This is a genomic window from Pseudooceanicola sp. LIPI14-2-Ac024 (assembly GCF_042188925.1).
Taxonomy (GTDB): Bacteria; Pseudomonadota; Alphaproteobacteria; order Rhodobacterales; family Rhodobacteraceae; genus Pseudooceanicola.
Map to the genome: position 1 here is coordinate 3,791,854 of NZ_CP170102.1, position 15,789 is coordinate 3,807,642.

The following is a 15,789-nucleotide window of genomic DNA, read 5'->3' on the forward strand; positions in this document are numbered from 1 at the left end:
CGGCATCACATGCCTGATCCTTCTGCCGCCCGGATTGCCCGTCGTGCGGCCAGGCCCGATCTTGCGGGAAAGGAGGCCCGCGCCATGATCGACATGTCCCCGACCCAGTCCGTCGCGCCCTACGCGGGCCTGACCTTCAAACCCCGCAGGCTGCGGTTCGACCGGGCCGACGAGGCGCGGATGATGGGCGCCTGCGGCTCGGACACGAGGCTCTTCGACGGGATGATCGACCCGGCCGCCTTCATCCCGCACGCGATCCGCGAGAGCGCCCTGAACGGCGTGACCGAGAACGGCGGCGTGAACATGGTCCAGTCGGTCCGGATGGAAAGCCCGCTGTCGCTGAACGAGGAGATCACCGTCTCGGGCGCGATCACCGAGGTGGTCGCGGTGCCGCGCGGCGTGGTGACCACGACCGAGACCTTCTATCACGGCGCCGACGGCAGGCCCGGGATGATCCTGAAACGGCTGGCGCTCAAGACCGACCCGACGAAGGCGGCCGATCCGGCGCTGCGCGGGGCGGGGGACCGTCCACCGCCTGTCATTGTCGATCCGCTGGCGCTGGACCTGCTCGGGTCCGAGCAGCTGACGCCCGACGCGGTGAAGACCTATTCGCTGGGCACCGGAAACCTGCTGCATGTCGATCCCGTCTCGGCCGAACGCGCGGGTTACCGCGCGCCGATCGTCGGCGGCTCGCAGGGGGTGCGCTATATGACCGCCGCGCTCTGGCGGGAAGGCACGCCACGCCAGCTCGATCTCGACGTCTTCTTCCGGCGGCCGATCTTCTGGGACGACGCGTTCGAGGTGCGGGCCGAGGGCGAAAAGGGCGCCCGGAGCGCCCTCTGCCTGTCGCGTGGACCCAAGGTCCTGATGGAGATGCGGGTGAACCGCATCGCCTGATCAGCTGGCGAGCTGGGTCAGCGCCGCGCGCATCAGCCCGGCGACCTCGTTCAGCCGGTCGGACATCCGCGCCGACGGCCCTTCGACCGACAGCACCAGCATGTCGCCCGCTGCCTGGTGGCGCACCTGCTGCGCGACCGAGGCGGTGCCCGGCCCGATGCCCGGTCCGGTGAAACGGCCCTGGCGCCGCCCCTCGGCCAGCCGCGCGGCATAGTCCGAGGCGTCGATGGCGGGCGCGTTGCGCGGGCGTTCCACGTTGATCCGGCCGATCAGGCGCTTCAGCTCCTTCTCGTCGGACATCGCCAGCAGGGCCATGCCCGGGGCCGACCGCGAGACGCAGTGCTGTTCGCCCGGCATCGGGACCGCCGGGTTCTTGCCGCCGTCCGCGACGTAGATGATCTGCACGCTCAGCTCGTTCCGGCGGGCCAGCAGCACGGTTTCGCCCACCACGTTCGACAGCGACTCGGCGAGGCTCACCAGCGTACCGCGCCGGATCAGCGACGGGTCGACCCAGGACCCCAGCAGCCCGGTGCGGCGGGTCAGCCGGTAGGCGCGGGTCTCGCGGTCGTGCTGGAGGTAGCCCATGGCCACCATCGACCGCAGCAGGGCCGAGGTGCTGGAGGCCGGGTAATGCAGGGCGGCGGCCACTTCGGAGCCGCTCACGTCGCGGCGCACGTGGTCGATGTATTCGAGGATCTGGATGGTGCGGGCGGCGGATTTGACCACCGAGTCAGGAATCTCCGTCCGGTAGGACGGCGGCTCGACCGGTATGCCGCCGGCGCCGGGATCTGCGCTGGAATATGTCACGATGCTCCTCCCTCATCGTTTGAAAACTTGCGCGGAGGCCCTGGGAATCGGCGCCTCGGTTGCGCACTGAATTTGCGGAATTCGATACCGCATGTAGGAATTAAGAACCGCGGTTACTGCCGAGTCAAGATTCTATTTGCCGCCCGGCAGGTAAGTGCCGTTCTCATCCATGCGATCTATTTGACCTTTCGGCAAGTGCGGTTAACCATCGGTCCGAGGGCCCCGCCGGGCCCCGCGCGCGTGCAGGAGACAGCCATGACCGACACCATCCGCAAGGGCCGGATCGAGGACCGCCGCCTGATTACCGGCAAGGGCCGCTATGCCGACGACCTGGCCGAGCCGGGCGCGCTCATCGCCTGTTTCCTGCGGTCGAACGTCGCCTCGGCGCGGCTCGTCTCGCTCGACACTGCGGACGCGGCCGGGATGCCCGGCGTTGTCGCGGTGCTGACGGCTGACGACATCGCGGGGGACGGAATCGGCCCGGTGCAGGTGCCGATCAAGCTGAAGGGCCCGGGCGACCGCGACTGGACCGCCACGCCGCGCCCGCTGCTGGTCACCGACCGCGTGCGCTACGTCGGTGAACCCCTGGCCATGGTGGTGGCCGAGACCCGTGCTCAGGCGCTGGACGCGATCGAGGCGATCGAGGTCGAACTGGAGGACCTCGAAGCCGTGACGACGGTGGACGAGGCGACCGAGGAGGGCGCGCCGCTGGTGCATGACGACCGCCCCGGCAACCTTGCGGCCGAATGGGAACGCGGCGACTGGGCGGCGGTGCGCGCCGCGATCGAGGCCGCGCCGCACGTGATCCACGCCTCGGTCCCGGTGAGCCGCGTGACCGCCGTCGCGATGGAGCCGCGCACCGCCATGGCCCGGCCCGAGGGCGACCGCCTTGCGCTTTACGCCAGTCACCAGAACCCGGTGGCGATGCGGGCGACGCTGGCGCAGGCCATGAACATGGACGCAGAGAAGATCCGGTGTGTCGCGGGCGATGTCGGCGGCGCCTTCGGCATGAAGTCCGGGCCGCTGCGCGAAGAGACGCTGACCTTCTGGGCCGCCAAGCACCTCGGCCGCGGGGTCCGCTGGCGGGCCGACCGGGGCGAGGATTTCCTGACCGACGAGGCCGGGCGCGACAGCGAGATCGAGGTCGAGCTGGGCCTCGACACCGACGGCACGATCCTGGCGCAGGGCGTGACGATGAAGCTCAACATCGGCGCCTATGCCTCGGGCCGCTCGCTGCCGCCGGTGATCAACTTTGGCGGTGTCGCGGGCGTCTACCGCACCCCGCTGATCGCCGGCCGGGTCGAGGCTTGGCTGACCCATACCGTCCCGGTCGCACCCTACCGCGGTGCCGGCCGGCCCGAGGCGACCTATGCCATCGAGATGGCGCTCGACATCGCGGCGCGGGACCTGGGCATGGACCGGATCGAGCTGCGGCGGAAGAACCTGATCCCTGTCTCGGCCATGCCGTGGAAATCGCCCTTCATCTTCGACTACGACTGCGGCGACTTTGCCCAGGTCCTCGACGCGGGCCTCGCGCAGTCCGACTTTGACGGCTACGCCGCCCGCAAGGCGAAATCCGAGGCCGAGGGCAAGCTGCGTGGCTTCGGCCTCGCCCTCTGCATCGAGACGGCGGGCGGGCTCTGGGGCCAGCCGGGCCGGGACTTCGCCGACGTGTCGATCAACGCCGACGGCACGGTGACGCTGGGCGGCGGCGGATTCTCGGCCGGGCAGGGGCTGGAAACGCTGCTCTCGGACCTCGCCGCCGAAGGGCTCGAACTGCCGGTCGACCGGATCGGGTACTTCCAGGGCGATACCGACCGGATGGAGCGCGGTGGCGGCATGGGCGGGTCGGGTGCGACGATCAAGGTGGGCTCGGCCCTGCGTGACGCCGTGACCAAGGTGCTGGCCCAGGCGAAGGACATCGCGTCCGACACGCTCGAAGCCGATGCCGCCGACATTGAGTACGAGGCCGGGACCTTCCGTATCGTCGGCACCGACCGCGAGGTGGAGCTGACCGAGATCGCGCGGACCGCCGCCGACCGTGGCACGCCGCTGCTGGGCCGGGGCGAATTCCACACCGACGGGCCGACCTTTCCCAACGGCTGCCACACCTGCGAGGTCGAGGTCGACCCCGAGACCGGGCACGTGAAGATCGACCGCTACATGGGGGTCGAAGACATCGGCCGCGTGATCCAGCCGCAGATGGCCGAGGGGCAGGTGCAGGGCGGCGTCGCGCAGGCGCTTGGCCAGATCTTCCTCGAGGAAATGCGCTACACCCCCGGCGACGGCCAGCTGCTGACCGGCAGCTTCATGGACTATGCCATGCCGCGCGCCGCCGACATGCCCTGGCTCGGCACTGCCTTCGCTAACGTGCCGACCGAGAAGAACCCGCTTGGCGTCAAGGGCGTGGGCGAGGCCGGATCGGTCGGCGGGCTTGCTGCCGGCATGTCCGCGGTGTGCGACGCGCTGGCCCAGGCCGGTGTGGCCAGCTTCGACATGCCCGCCACGCCCGGTCGCGTCTGGGAGGCGCTGCAGGCCGCCCGGGACTGACCCCCGTTTCGGTGCACGCGTCCGACCCTGCCGGGGGCATCACGCCCCCGCAGGTTTCGGCGGCCATTCCGCGCCATGGGACGCAGGCTGTCCGTTGCCGTCATGCCCCCGCTTTCCTGCCGTCCGGCGCGGGGCTAGGGTGGCGGCATGGATTCGGGGATGGACTGGTACTACGCGAAGGCGGTTCTGGAATGGCAGGTGGAGCTTGGCGCCACCGAGGCCATCCTAGACGCGCCCATCGACCGGTTCGAGCTGCCGAAGTCGCAGGCCCGACCGGCCCCCGGCGCCGCTGCCGCACCGGCGCCCGTCCCCCGCGCGCCCGAGATCGACGCGGTCGAGGTGGCGCGCGCCGCCGCGCAGGGCGCGGGCAACCTGACCGAGCTCGAGGCGGCGATGGCGGCCTATGACCATTGCGAGCTGAAGCGCGGGGCGCGCAACCTCGTCTTCTCGGACGGCCATGCCTCCGCGCGCGTGATGATCATCGGCGAGGCGCCGGGGCGTGACGAGGACCGGATCGGCAAACCCTTCGTCGGCCGCGCCGGTCAGCTCCTCGACCGGATGCTGGCGGCGATCGGGCTGGACCGCACGGCCGAGGCCCGCGAACAGGCGGTCTACATCACCAACGTCCTGCCTTGGCGCCCGCCGCAGAACCGCGACCCCGAGGCGACCGAGATCGCGATGATGCTGCCCTTCGTCCAGCGGCACGTCGACCTCGTGAACCCCGACTTTGTCGTGCTGATGGGCAACATCTCGTGCCAGGCGGGGCTGGGCCAGCGCGGCATCCTCAAGCTGCGCGGGACCTGGGCCGAGGCCTATGGCCGACCGGCGCTGCCGATGACCCATCCCGCCTACCTGCTGCGCCAGCCGCAGGCCAAGCGCGAGGCCTGGGCGGACCTCCTGTCGCTCAAGGCACGCCTGTCATGACCCTTCCCGTCGATCCCATCGTCCTCCTCGCTTTCCTGCCCGCCGGCCTGGCGCTGAACCTGACGCCGGGGGCCGACATGCTGTTCTGCATCGGGCAGGGGATGCGGCGCGGCCCGCGCGCAGCCTGGGCGGCCAGCGGCGGCATCGCCTGCGGAGCCTTCGTGCACGGCCTGCTGGCCGGCCTCGGCCTCGGGGCGCTGGTGGCGGCGCATCCGGGCCTCTTCGACGTGATCCGCTGGGTCGGCGTCGCCTACCTGCTGTGGCTCGCGGTGACATCGCTCCGTGCGCGTGCACCCGGGCCCGCGGACGTGGCGCCGCCGCGCAGTTCCGCGCGTGCCTTCCGCGACGGATTCCTCGTCAACCTGACGAATCCGAAGGTGATCTTCTTCGTGCTGGCCTTCGTGCCGCAGTTCGTCGACCCGTCGCGCGGGCAGGTGCTGGCGCAGTTCCTGACGTTCGCCCTGATGCTGTCGCTCGGCGGCTTTGTGATCAACGGGCTGGCGGGAGCGTTCTCGGCCCGGGTGGGCCAGCGGATGGCGGCCTCGGATGGCATGTCGAAATGGCTGGGCCGGATCAGCGCGGGCATCTTCGGTGCGTTGGCCCTCCGGCTCGCGCTGGCGGAACGGGCGTGATGGCGATCGACGAGAGCAAGGAGTTCATCCCGGTCCGGATCGCGGTGCTGACCGTGTCGGACACCCGCGGGCCTGACGATGACCGGTCGGGCGACACGCTGGTCGCCCGGATCGAGGGGGCGGGGCACACGCTGGCGGCCCGAGGCATCCTGCGCGACGACCGGGCGATGATTGCGGCCAGGCTGCGCGAATGGGTGGCTAATCCCGACATCGACGTGATCCTGACCACCGGCGGCACCGGCCTTACGGGGCGCGACGTGACCGTCGAGGCGCACCGCGACGTCTACGAGAAGGAGATCGAGGCCTTCGGCACGGTCTTCACCATCGTCTCGATGCAGAAGATCGGCACCAGCGCGGTCCAGAGCCGGGCGACGGGCGGCGTCGCGGGCGGCACCTACCTCTTCGCCCTGCCGGGCAGCACCGGGGCGTGCAAGGACGCCTGGGACGAGATCCTGGCGCCGCAACTCGATTACCGCCACAGCCCCTGCAATTTCGTCGAGATCCTTCCCCGGCTCGACGAACATTTGCGACGGAAATAGCCCGCTTCGGCGTATCATCCCGGAAGAGGCCGGTTCGCCGAGCGGTCCCGTCACGCGGTTGTGGCTTGGATGTGTCGGAAACCATGGCATAATTTACGCCTTCGGGCATCCGGTCCACAGTGGGAGAAGACCACCTCATGCGTTTCCTGCGCCACAGCCTCGCGGGGCTGTTCCTCGTCTCGCTCACCCTCGGCTTGCTGGTCTATGCCGGCGTCCTCGTCGTGGGTGCGGTGCAGGAGCGGCTGAGCCAGGAGCCGGGCATACCCCCGGCGCGGGAAAGGGTCTTTGTCGTCAATGCCGTGGTGGCCGAGCCGGGCACCATCGCGCCCGAGCTGCAGGCCTTCGGCGAGGTGCAGAGCCGCCGGACGCTGGACCTGCGCGCCTCGGCCGCGGGACGCATCGTCGAGATGAGCGAGAATTTCGAGACCGGCGGGCAGGTGATCCAGGGCGAGGTTCTGCTGCGCATCGACCCGGTGAACGCCGAGGCCGCGCTGGCGCGGGCCGAAACCGACCTGCGCGATGCCGAGGCCGAGGAACGCGATGCCGCCCGGGCGCGCGACATCGCCCGCGACACGCTGGCCGCGGCCGAGGAGCAGGCCGAACTGCGTGAACGCGCCTTCCAGCGGCAGAGCGACCTGCAGGATCGCGGCGTCGGCACCGCCGCGCTGGTCGAGACGGCGGAACTGGCCGCCTCGTCCGCACGGCAGGCGGTCCTGTCGGCCCGTTCGGCCGAGGCCAGTGCCGAGGCGCGTGTCGACCAGGCGGCTTCCGCTTTGTCCCGTGCGCAGCTTGCCCGGGACGAGGCGCAGCGCGATCTCGACGACACGGTGGTCCGCGCGGGGTTCGCGGGCACGCTGGCGGACGTGACGGCACTCGAGGGCGGGCTGGTCGCGGCCAACGAACAGCTGGGGTCGCTGATAGATCCGAACGCGCTCGAAGTGGCGTTCCGCCTGTCCACGGCGCAATATGCACGGCTGCTTGACGAAAACGGACGGCTGCGCCGCGCCCCGGTGACGGCGACGCTCGATGTGCAGGGGCTTGGCCTGACCTCGAGCGGGGAGATCAGCCGCGACAGCGCGGCGGTTGGCGAGGGGCAGGTGGGCCGCCTGGTCTATGCCCGCCTCGACCAGCCGCGCGGCTTCATCCCGGGCGATTTCGTCACCGTGACCACGCGCGAGCCCAAGATCGACAACGTCGTCCGCCTGCCCGCCACCGCCTACGATGCGAGCGGCACGGTACTGGCGATCACCGCAGACGACCGGCTCGAGGTGCTGCCGGTCACGCTGGAGCGGCGGCAGGGCGACGACGTGCTGGTGCGCGGCGAGGGGATCGCAGGGCGCGAGATCGTGCGCGAACGCTCACCGCTCCTGGGGGCGGGGATCAAGGTGCGCCGCGCCGGGCCCGAGACGGGCACCGCGGACGGCGCACGCCGCCCGGCGCTGCCCGAGGTGCCGGCGATGGTGCAACTGACGCCCGAGCGGCGCGAGCGCATCCGCGCCTTTGTCGAGGCCTCGACCCGGATGCCCGCCGACATGAAGACCCGCATCCTCGCCCAGCTCGACCAGCCCGAGGTTCCGGCCCACATCATCGAACGGCTCGAATCCCGGATGGGGGGCTGATCGATGACGCGCGAGGTGCCGAAGGCCGCGGGCGGGATCCTGTCCTACTTCACCCGCCACGCCACCGCCGCGAACCTTCTTCTGCTGGCGCTGATCGTGATCGGCATTGCCGCCGTGCCGCGGATGCGGGCGCAGTTCTTTCCCGACGTGATTTCAGACGAGATCACCGTCGCGGTCACCTGGGATGGCGCCGGGGCCGACGACATCGACGCCTCCATCGTGCAGCTGCTGGAACCCGTGTTGCTGGCGGTCGAGGGAGTGGCGAGTTCCGACAGCCGGTCTTCGGAAGGGCGGGCGCGGATCAACCTGGAGTTCGAGCCGAACTGGGACATGGCGCGCGCCGCCGACGATGTCTCGGCTGCGGTGGACGGCGTCACCAACCTGCCCGAAGAGGCCGAGGAGCCGACGATCCGCTGGGGCGGCTGGCGCGACCGCGTGACGGACGTGGTGATCACCGGGCCCGTGGGCCTCGACCAGCTGGGGCGGTTTGCCGACGAGTTCGTCGTGCGCCTGTTCGCCGAGGGGGTGACCCGCACGACTATCCGGGGGGTGACCGCGAACAACACCGTGATCGAGGTGCCGTCGGTCAAGTTGATCGCCCATGACATCACCATGGCCGAGATCGCCGATGCCATCGCCGCCGAGGTCGACACCGACCCGGCGGGCGACGTGGCGGGCGGCAACGCGAGGGTCCGCACCGGGGTCGAGAAGCGGTCGGCCGACCAGATCGCGGCGATCCCGCTCAGGCTGAATGCCGACGGGTCCGAGCTGACCATCGGCGACGTGGCCGATGTCCGCGTCGAGGGGATCGGAAGCGGGCACAGCTATTTCGTCGGCGACAACCCGGCGATCTCGATCCGGGTGGACCGGTCCGACCAGGGCGACGCCATCAAGGTCCAGCGCAGGGTCGAGGATGTCGCCCGCGACATGCAGGTGGTGCTGCCCGAAGGCACGTCGATCGACCTGATCCGCACCCGCGCGGAAGAGATCACCGGCCGCCTCGACATCCTGCTCGACAACGGGATCGTCGGGCTGGTGCTGGTGCTTGTGCTGCTCTTCCTCTTTCTGAACGCGCGCACCGCGCTCTGGGTGGCGGCCGGCATCCCGGTTTCGATGCTGGCGGCGATCGCCTTCATGCAGCTGGGCGGGCTCACGCTGAACATGATCTCGCTCTTCGGGCTGATCATCACTTTGGGGATCGTGGTCGACGACGCCATCGTGGTCGGCGAACATGCCGATGCGCGGTTCCGGCGCTACGGTGAAAGCCCGGTCGTCGCGGCCGAGACGGCGGCGCGGCGCATGGCGATGCCGGTGTTCTGCGCCACCCTCACCACCGTGATCGCCTTCTTCGGCCTCACGGCCATCGGCGGCCGCTTTGGCGAGATGATCCAGGACATTCCCTTCACGGTGATCGCGGTGCTGGTCGCGTCGCTGATCGAATGCTTCCTGATCCTGCCGCATCACATGAGCCACGCACTGCGCCACGCGAACGAGACGCATTGGTACGACATGCCCTCGCGCCTGGTGAACCGCGGCTTCCGTTGGTTCCGCACCACCATCTTCCGGCCGATGATGGCCGGGGTGGTCTGGATGCGCTACCCGGTGATGGCCGGCGTCGTGGTGATCTTTGCCTTCCAGGTGAACCACGTGATCACCGGCAAGGTGCCGTGGCGCTTCTTCAACTCGCCGGAACAGCCCTCGGTCTCGGGCAACTTCTCGATGGCGGCGGGCGCGACGCGCGAGGACACGCTCGAGATGATGCGCGAGATGCAGCGCGCGACCGAGGAGATCGGCAAGCTCTACGAGAAGGAATACGGGCTGAACCCGATCGCTTATGCCATGGCCGAGATCGGCGGCAACACGGGCCGTGCGCTGGCCAGCGCTGAAACGAAGGATGCCGACCAGCTGGGCTCCATCGCGATCGAGCTGATCGACCCGGACCTGCGGCCCTATTCCTCCTACGCGCTGGTGGCCGAGCTGCAGGATGCCGTGCGCCGCCACCCGATGGTCGAGGAGATTTCGTTCCGCGGATGGCGGCACGGTCCGGGGGGCGACGCGCTCGACGTGCAGTTCTACGGGGCCGACTCCGCCACGCTCAAGGCCGCGGCCGAGGCGCTGACCACGGCGGTGCTGCGATACCCCGAGGTCTCGGCGGTCGAGGATTCGCTCTCCTACGACAAGGAAGAGCTGATCCTCGAACTGACGCCGCAGGGCCGGGCCCTCGGCTTTACCATCGACACGCTCGGCCGGGTGCTGCGGCACCGGTTGAACGGGATCGAGGCGGCGACCTATCCCGAGGGCCCGCGCTCGGCGACGATCCGGGTCGAACTGCCCGAGGACGAGCTGACCGCCGATTTCCTCGACAACACGCAGATGCGGATGGACACGGGTGACTACGTGCCGCTCGCCGACCTTGTCACCGTGGACCGGCAGAGCGGCTTTTCCACTGTCCGGCGCGAGAACGGGCTGCGCACCGTGACGGTGACCGGCGACATCTCGGAGGACGACCCGGCCCGCGCGGCCGAGATCATGCAGGCGCTCGAGACCGAGATCCTGCCGCGCATCGCCAGCGAACACCAGGTCGACTGGCAGATGGGCGGGCTTTCGGAACAGGAGAACGCGTTTCTGGGTGACGCGCTGAACGGCCTGATCCTGGTGCTGGTCGGCATCTACATGGTGCTGGCCTGGGTCTTTGCCTCGTGGACCCGGCCGCTGGTGATCATGGCGATCATTCCCTTCGGCATGGTCGGTACGATCTACGGCCACCATGCCTGGGACGTGCCGATGTCGATGTTCACCGTGGTCGGCGTGATCGGCATGACCGGGATCATCATCAACGATGCCATCGTGCTGGTCACCACCATCGACGAATACGCCGAGGAGCGGGGGCTCATCCCCTCGATCATCGACGGCGCGGCCGACCGGCTCAGGCCGGTGCTGCTGACCACGCTGACGACCGTGCTGGGACTCGCGCCGCTGCTCTACGAGAACTCGAGCCAGGCGCAGTTCCTCAAGCCCACGGTGATCACGCTCTGCTACGGGCTCGGCTTCGGCATGGTGCTGGTGCTGCTGGTGGTGCCGGCGCTGATGGCGGCGCAGCTCGACGTGGGACGGCGGGTGGCCTCGCTTCGCCGGGCGCTGCGGGCAGAGGGCGCCGGCGGCCTCAGGGCGCTGAGCTGGGCAGGCGTGGCCCTGATGCTGGGCTGGCTGGCCGCGACCATGGGCGTGACGGTCTGGACCGGCGCGTTGCCCGGCTGGCTGGCCGCCGCACCGGCGCTGGCGGCGATGCCGCCGCTGGCCGCGGCGCTGCTGGCCTACGTCGCGGGAATGGCGCTGGCAGTGGTGCTGGCCTGGGCGGCGACGGCGGTCACGATGGCGATGCGGCGCCGCGCGGCGGCCTGAGCGCGGCTCAGTCGCATCCCTTGATCTCGACCGCGCGGTCGTGGCCAAGCACCGTGAAGGTCAGGCCCGACCGGTTCAGCGCAAAGGCCCCGCCCGAGCTGTGCACCAGCTCGGTCTCGCCGGTCAGCCGCCCACCCCGGCGGGTCGAGGTCGCGTCCCCGGCCCAGAGGTGCGGATCGCCGGTCTCGACCACCACCGTCTCGTCGCCGCCGATGTCGGGCATGGCGATGCTGACGGTCAGCGTCAGGCCGTAGCGGCCGGGTGCGACGCTGCAGTCGACACCGGCCACCTGCCCCTCGCGCGCGGAGTAGGGGCGCGAGGCGAGCGCCGCGGCGATCGCGGGGTCGCGCCGGCCTTCGGACGGGTCCAGCACCCCGGTCAGCCGCATTTCGACCGGGACGCAGACATCCTCGCAGATGCCGACGGCCGCCTCGCCCCGCAGGGTGATCGGCGCATCGGCCCGCTCAGGCGTCAGGATCAGCGGCAGGACGACGTGATCCTCGTAGCCGATCGAACGCATCCCGGCCTGGTCGAAGACCACGGGCCGCGGCCAGACGATCCGCGCGTCGCGCAGGTTATCGGACCCGGTCCAGGTGAAGACCGGCGGCACGCCGGCCTCGCCCGGGCTGCGCCAATAGGTTTTCCACCCCTCGGCCAGCTTCAGTTCCAGCCCCGCGGTATGGGTGCCGTCCGCGTTGCGCCAGCCCGGCAGCAGCCGGACCGAGAGGTTGTCGGCATAGGGGTTGGCCATGGCGGTGCCGGCGGTCAGGGCCAGCGTGGCGAGGGCGGCAAGGGTGGGGCGCAAGCGTATCATCCCCTAGCCATGTCTTGCCGGGCGGCCTCTTGCCAACTCACATTCGGGCGAAGTCGCTGCAACATCGCGGACACGTGACCGTGGCGGCACAAGATCGCCGGTGCCAACCTTGCATCGCCCGGCGATTGCGGCCATTTTCCGGAGAGCAGACCAGACCCGTCCAGTCCGGAGCGTTCCGTGCAAGACCCCACCGATCTCACCGGCAAGCTTCTGATCGCCATGCCGGGCATGCAGGATTCACGGTTTTTCTCGGCCGTGATCTTCCTCTGCGCGCATTCCGACGAAGGCGCCATGGGCCTGATGATCAACCGCCCGACCCGCGGCGTGACGCTGGGCAACCTGTTCGAACAGCTCTCGATCGACTGCGAGGGGGAGGTGTCCGATCTGCCGGTCCTCTCCGGCGGCCCGGTCGAGGAGGAGCGCGGCTTTGTCCTGCACACGCGGGAGTACCAGTCGGCGATCTCGACCCTGAACGTGACCGACGAACTGGCGATGACCGCAACCATGGACATCATGGAGGATATCGCCGAGGAGCGCGGACCCGAGAAGTCCCTGGTGACGCTCGGCTATTGCGGTTGGGGGCCCGGCCAGCTCGAAACCGAGCTGGGGCTGAACGCCTGGCTGACCTGCGACGCCTCGGCCGAGCTGATCTTTGGCCCCGACCTCGGCGGCAAGTGGGAAGCGGCGCTGAACACGCTGGGGATCAGCCCGGCGACGCTGTCCGCGGCTGCCGGGCGGGCGTAGGAGGGCAGGGCAGGGGCTGGGGTTCCCGCCCCACCAATTCCCTGATTCTAGCCTATCCCCTCGGCGCGGCGGCGCGGCGCAGGCGGTCGTTGATCGCGACGCCAAGGCCCTCATCCGGGATCGGCGCGATGGCGATCCGCTCGGCCCGCATCTCGTCGAGCTGGTGGAACATGGCAAAGAGCCGTGCGGCCGCTTCTGTCAGGTCACCCGCAGCGCTCAGCGTCAGCGCCCCTGTCACCGTGCCGAACCCCACCAGCGTCTCGCCGGGGCGGGCGGCGGTGGCGTTCAGGCGGATCGTGCCGCTCGGGGCGTAGTGCGACAGCATCTGGCCCGGCGCAGTGATCCCGTCCTCGGCCGCGTGGGCCAGCAGCGGGGCGCCCAGCACCGCCTCGATCTCTTCGGCCGAGATACCACCGGGACGCAGCAGGCGGGCGCGGCCTTCCGTGTCGAAACCGACGATGGTGCTTTCCAGCCCCACCGGGCTGGCGCCGCCGTCCAGAACCGCCTCGATCCGGCCCAAAAGGCCCGCCATGACATGCGCCGCGGTCGTCGGGCTGATCCGGCCCGAAGGGTTGGCCGAGGGCGCGGCGACAGGGCCGCCGAAGGCCGTAAGCAGCGCATGGGCCACTGGATGCGTCGGCACCCGCACCCCGAGGGTGGAGAGCCCGGCCGTCACCAACGGCGCGATCCCGGCGCCGGGGCGCATCGGCAGGACCAGGGTCATCGGCCCGGGCCAGAAGGCGCGTGCGAGGGCACGCCCGGCATCGGGGAAGACCACCAGCGCCTCGGCCATCGTCGGGTCAGCCACGTGCACGATCAGCGGATTGAATGCCGGGCGGTCCTTGGCGGCAAAGATCCCGGCCACGGCGGCATCGCTCCGGGCGTCGGCGCCAAGGCCATAAACAGTCTCGGTCGGCAACGCGACGCGGCCGCCCGCGCGCAGGATGTCGGCGGCGGCGGCGATCCCCTCGGTATCGGGGGCAAGGAGGCGGGTCTGAGGCATCTCGGGTCACCGGCGCCCGTGACGCCGCGTTTCGGTTGCTGGTCGTGGGGCGCTCAATACTCTATTGAACAGCTCCGAACGCTTAATCCCGCATGGCAGGAATGCCAAGTGGCCGTTCCCCTGGGGAGGATTTCCATGCCGTATGCAGCACCCGTTTCCGAGTTCCGTTACATCCTCGACAAGGTCGTCGGTTTCGACCAGGTCGCGGCCACCGATCTGTTCGGCGAGGCGACCCCCGACACGGTCGAGGCGATCTTGACCGAGGCCGGGCGCCTCTGCCAGGACGTTCTGGCGCCCCTGAACCGCAGCGGCGATCTTGACCCCGCGGTGCTGGAGAACGGCGTGGTGCGGACCTCCAAGGGATTTGCCGAGGGGTTCAAGGCGATCTCGGAAGGCGGCTGGATCGGCATCTCGGCCCCGGCGGAATTCGGCGGCATGGGCTTGCCGCACACGCTGACCACCGCGTTCAACGACATGATCAGCGCCGCCTGCCTGTCGCTGGGCCTGAACCCGCTGCTGAGCCAGGGCCAGATCGAGGCGCTCGAGGCGCACGCGCCGGACTGGATGAAGGAGCTCTACCTGCCGCGCCTGATCTCGGGCGAGTGGACCGGCACGATGAACCTGACCGAGCCGCAGGCCGGGTCGGACGTGGGCGCGCTGCGCTCCAAGGCGGAACCCAACGGCGACGGCAGCTATGCGGTATCCGGGCAGAAGATCTTCATCTCCTGGGGCGACCACGATTTCGGCGGCAACGTCTGCCACCTGGTCCTCGCGCGGCTGCCCGACGGGGCGCCGGGGACGCGCGGCATCAGCCTCTTCATGGTGCCCAAGTACATCCCGAACGAGGACGGATCGCTGGGCGAGGCGAACAGCCTCCGCGTCGTCAGCCTGGAACACAAGATGGGCCTGCACGGCTCTCCGACCTGTGTGATGGAATTCTCGGGTGCCAAGGGCTGGCTCGTGGGCGAGGAACATAAGGGCATGGCCGCGATGTTCACCATGATGAACAACGCCCGCCTCGGCGTCGGGGTGCAGGGGATCGGGGCTGCCGACGGCGCCTACCAGCACGCGCTGGCCTATGCGCTCGACCGCAAGCAGGGCGCGACCCCGGTCGAGGGCACCGGCACGATCATCGACCACGCCGACGTCCGCCGGATGTTGCTGACGATGAAGGCCGACCTCTTTGCCTCGCGTTCCATCGCGCTGGCCTGTGCCGTGGCGCTCGACATGGCGAAGGCGACCGGGAAACCGGAATGGGCCGCGCGCGCCGCGCTGCTGACGCCGATCGCCAAGGCCTTCGGCACCGACACCGGCATGCGGGTCAGCGAGACCGGCGTGCAGGTGCACGGCGGCATGGGCTTCATCGAAGAGACGGGTGCCGCGCAGTTCAGCCGCGATGTCCGTGTGACGGCGATCTACGAGGGCACCAACGGCATCCAGGCGATGGACCTTGTCGCGCGCAAGATGATGGACGGTGGCGACGCAGCCTTTGCCCTTCTGGACGAGGTCGAGGCGACCGCCGAATCCGCCCGCGGCACGCTCGACGACCTGGCCGAACCCGTTTGGCAGGCAAACGAGACCCTGCGCGAGGCGACCGAGTGGCTGCTGGGGCAGGGCGACATGAACGTGCGCTTTGCCGGCGCCGTTCCCTACCTATCTGCATTCGCACGGGTGCTGGGTGGTCATTACCATCTGAAAGCCGCTATGGAAGAGGGTGAGGACGGCCCCCGCCGCAAGCTTGCGCGGTTCTACGTGAACCGGCTGCTGCCGGACCACGTCGGCCTTCTGGCACAGGCAATGGTGGGCAGCGACGACCTGTACGCGCTGACCCCGGAGGACATGACCGCATGATGGACGG

Annotated in this window: 12 protein-coding genes; 9 read left to right on the forward strand and 3 right to left on the reverse strand. The window is 69.8% G+C overall.

What is annotated here, in order from left to right; genetic code table 11:
• Nucleotides 1-84: 84 nt before the first annotated feature.
• Complete coding sequence (locus ACE2AC_RS18690) at nucleotides 85-897, forward strand: hypothetical protein (protein ID WP_375689122.1); 813 nt, start codon at nucleotides 85-87, stop codon at nucleotides 895-897.
• Here the strand turns inward: ACE2AC_RS18690 and ACE2AC_RS18695 are convergent, their stop codons facing one another.
• Nucleotides 898-1,704 (reverse strand): IclR family transcriptional regulator, encoded by an 807-nt coding sequence (locus ACE2AC_RS18695; RefSeq protein ID WP_375689124.1) that lies wholly within the window; start codon nucleotides 1,702-1,704, stop codon nucleotides 898-900.
• Nucleotides 1,705-1,959: 255 nt separating this feature from the next.
• Between ACE2AC_RS18695 and ACE2AC_RS18700 the strand changes: the two genes are divergently transcribed.
• The 6 genes from ACE2AC_RS18700 (at nucleotide 1,960) to ACE2AC_RS18725 (ending at nucleotide 11,370) form a co-directional block, all read left to right on the forward strand.
• Nucleotides 1,960-4,254, forward strand: a complete 2,295-nt coding sequence (locus ACE2AC_RS18700) for a xanthine dehydrogenase family protein molybdopterin-binding subunit (protein ID WP_375689126.1) — start codon at nucleotides 1,960-1,962, stop codon at nucleotides 4,252-4,254.
• 147 nt (nucleotides 4,255-4,401) lie between these two features.
• A complete protein-coding gene (locus tag ACE2AC_RS18705) occupies nucleotides 4,402-5,178 on the forward strand; it encodes a uracil-DNA glycosylase family protein (RefSeq protein WP_375689128.1) in 777 nt (258 codons plus the stop codon).
• Complete coding sequence (locus ACE2AC_RS18710; RefSeq protein ID WP_375689130.1) at nucleotides 5,175-5,810, forward strand: LysE family translocator; 636 nt, start codon at nucleotides 5,175-5,177, stop codon at nucleotides 5,808-5,810. Before ACE2AC_RS18705 ends, ACE2AC_RS18710 begins: the two co-directional genes overlap by 4 nt.
• Nucleotides 5,807-6,349, forward strand: a complete 543-nt coding sequence (moaB, locus tag ACE2AC_RS18715) for a molybdenum cofactor biosynthesis protein B (RefSeq protein ID WP_375689132.1) — start codon at nucleotides 5,807-5,809, stop codon at nucleotides 6,347-6,349. The genes ACE2AC_RS18710 and moaB overlap by 4 nt, the downstream gene beginning before the upstream one ends.
• 137 nt (nucleotides 6,350-6,486) lie before the next feature.
• Nucleotides 6,487-7,968 (forward strand): efflux RND transporter periplasmic adaptor subunit, encoded by a 1,482-nt coding sequence (locus tag ACE2AC_RS18720; protein ID WP_375689134.1) that lies wholly within the window; start codon nucleotides 6,487-6,489, stop codon nucleotides 7,966-7,968.
• A 3-nt stretch (nucleotides 7,969-7,971) separates the two neighbouring features.
• On the forward strand, nucleotides 7,972-11,370 hold the full coding sequence (locus tag ACE2AC_RS18725) for an efflux RND transporter permease subunit (protein WP_375689136.1): 3,399 nt from the start codon (nucleotides 7,972-7,974) through the stop codon (nucleotides 11,368-11,370).
• A 7-nt stretch (nucleotides 11,371-11,377) separates the two neighbouring features.
• On the opposite strand, the gene ACE2AC_RS18730 is transcribed toward ACE2AC_RS18725, so the two are convergent.
• Nucleotides 11,378-12,175, reverse strand: a complete 798-nt coding sequence (locus ACE2AC_RS18730) for a protein-disulfide reductase DsbD domain-containing protein (RefSeq protein WP_375689137.1) — start codon at nucleotides 12,173-12,175, stop codon at nucleotides 11,378-11,380.
• A gap of 186 nt (nucleotides 12,176-12,361) precedes the next feature.
• On the opposite strand from ACE2AC_RS18730, the gene ACE2AC_RS18735 reads away from it, so the two are divergent.
• Nucleotides 12,362-12,928 (forward strand): YqgE/AlgH family protein, encoded by a 567-nt coding sequence (locus ACE2AC_RS18735; protein WP_375689139.1) that lies wholly within the window; start codon nucleotides 12,362-12,364, stop codon nucleotides 12,926-12,928.
• A gap of 52 nt (nucleotides 12,929-12,980) precedes the next feature.
• Here the strand turns inward: ACE2AC_RS18735 and ACE2AC_RS18740 are convergent, their stop codons facing one another.
• The gene (locus ACE2AC_RS18740; protein WP_375689141.1) at nucleotides 12,981-13,931 is read right to left on the reverse strand and encodes an L-threonylcarbamoyladenylate synthase; all 951 of its coding nucleotides are present in this window, start codon (nucleotides 13,929-13,931) and stop codon (nucleotides 12,981-12,983) included.
• Nucleotides 13,932-14,066: 135 nt separating this feature from the next.
• Here ACE2AC_RS18740 and ACE2AC_RS18745 point away from each other — a divergent pair, with 135 nt between their 5' ends.
• Entirely contained in the window at nucleotides 14,067-15,782 is a 1,716-nt protein-coding gene (locus ACE2AC_RS18745) for an acyl-CoA dehydrogenase (protein WP_375689143.1), read from the forward strand.
• Nucleotides 15,783-15,789 lie beyond the last annotated feature (7 nt).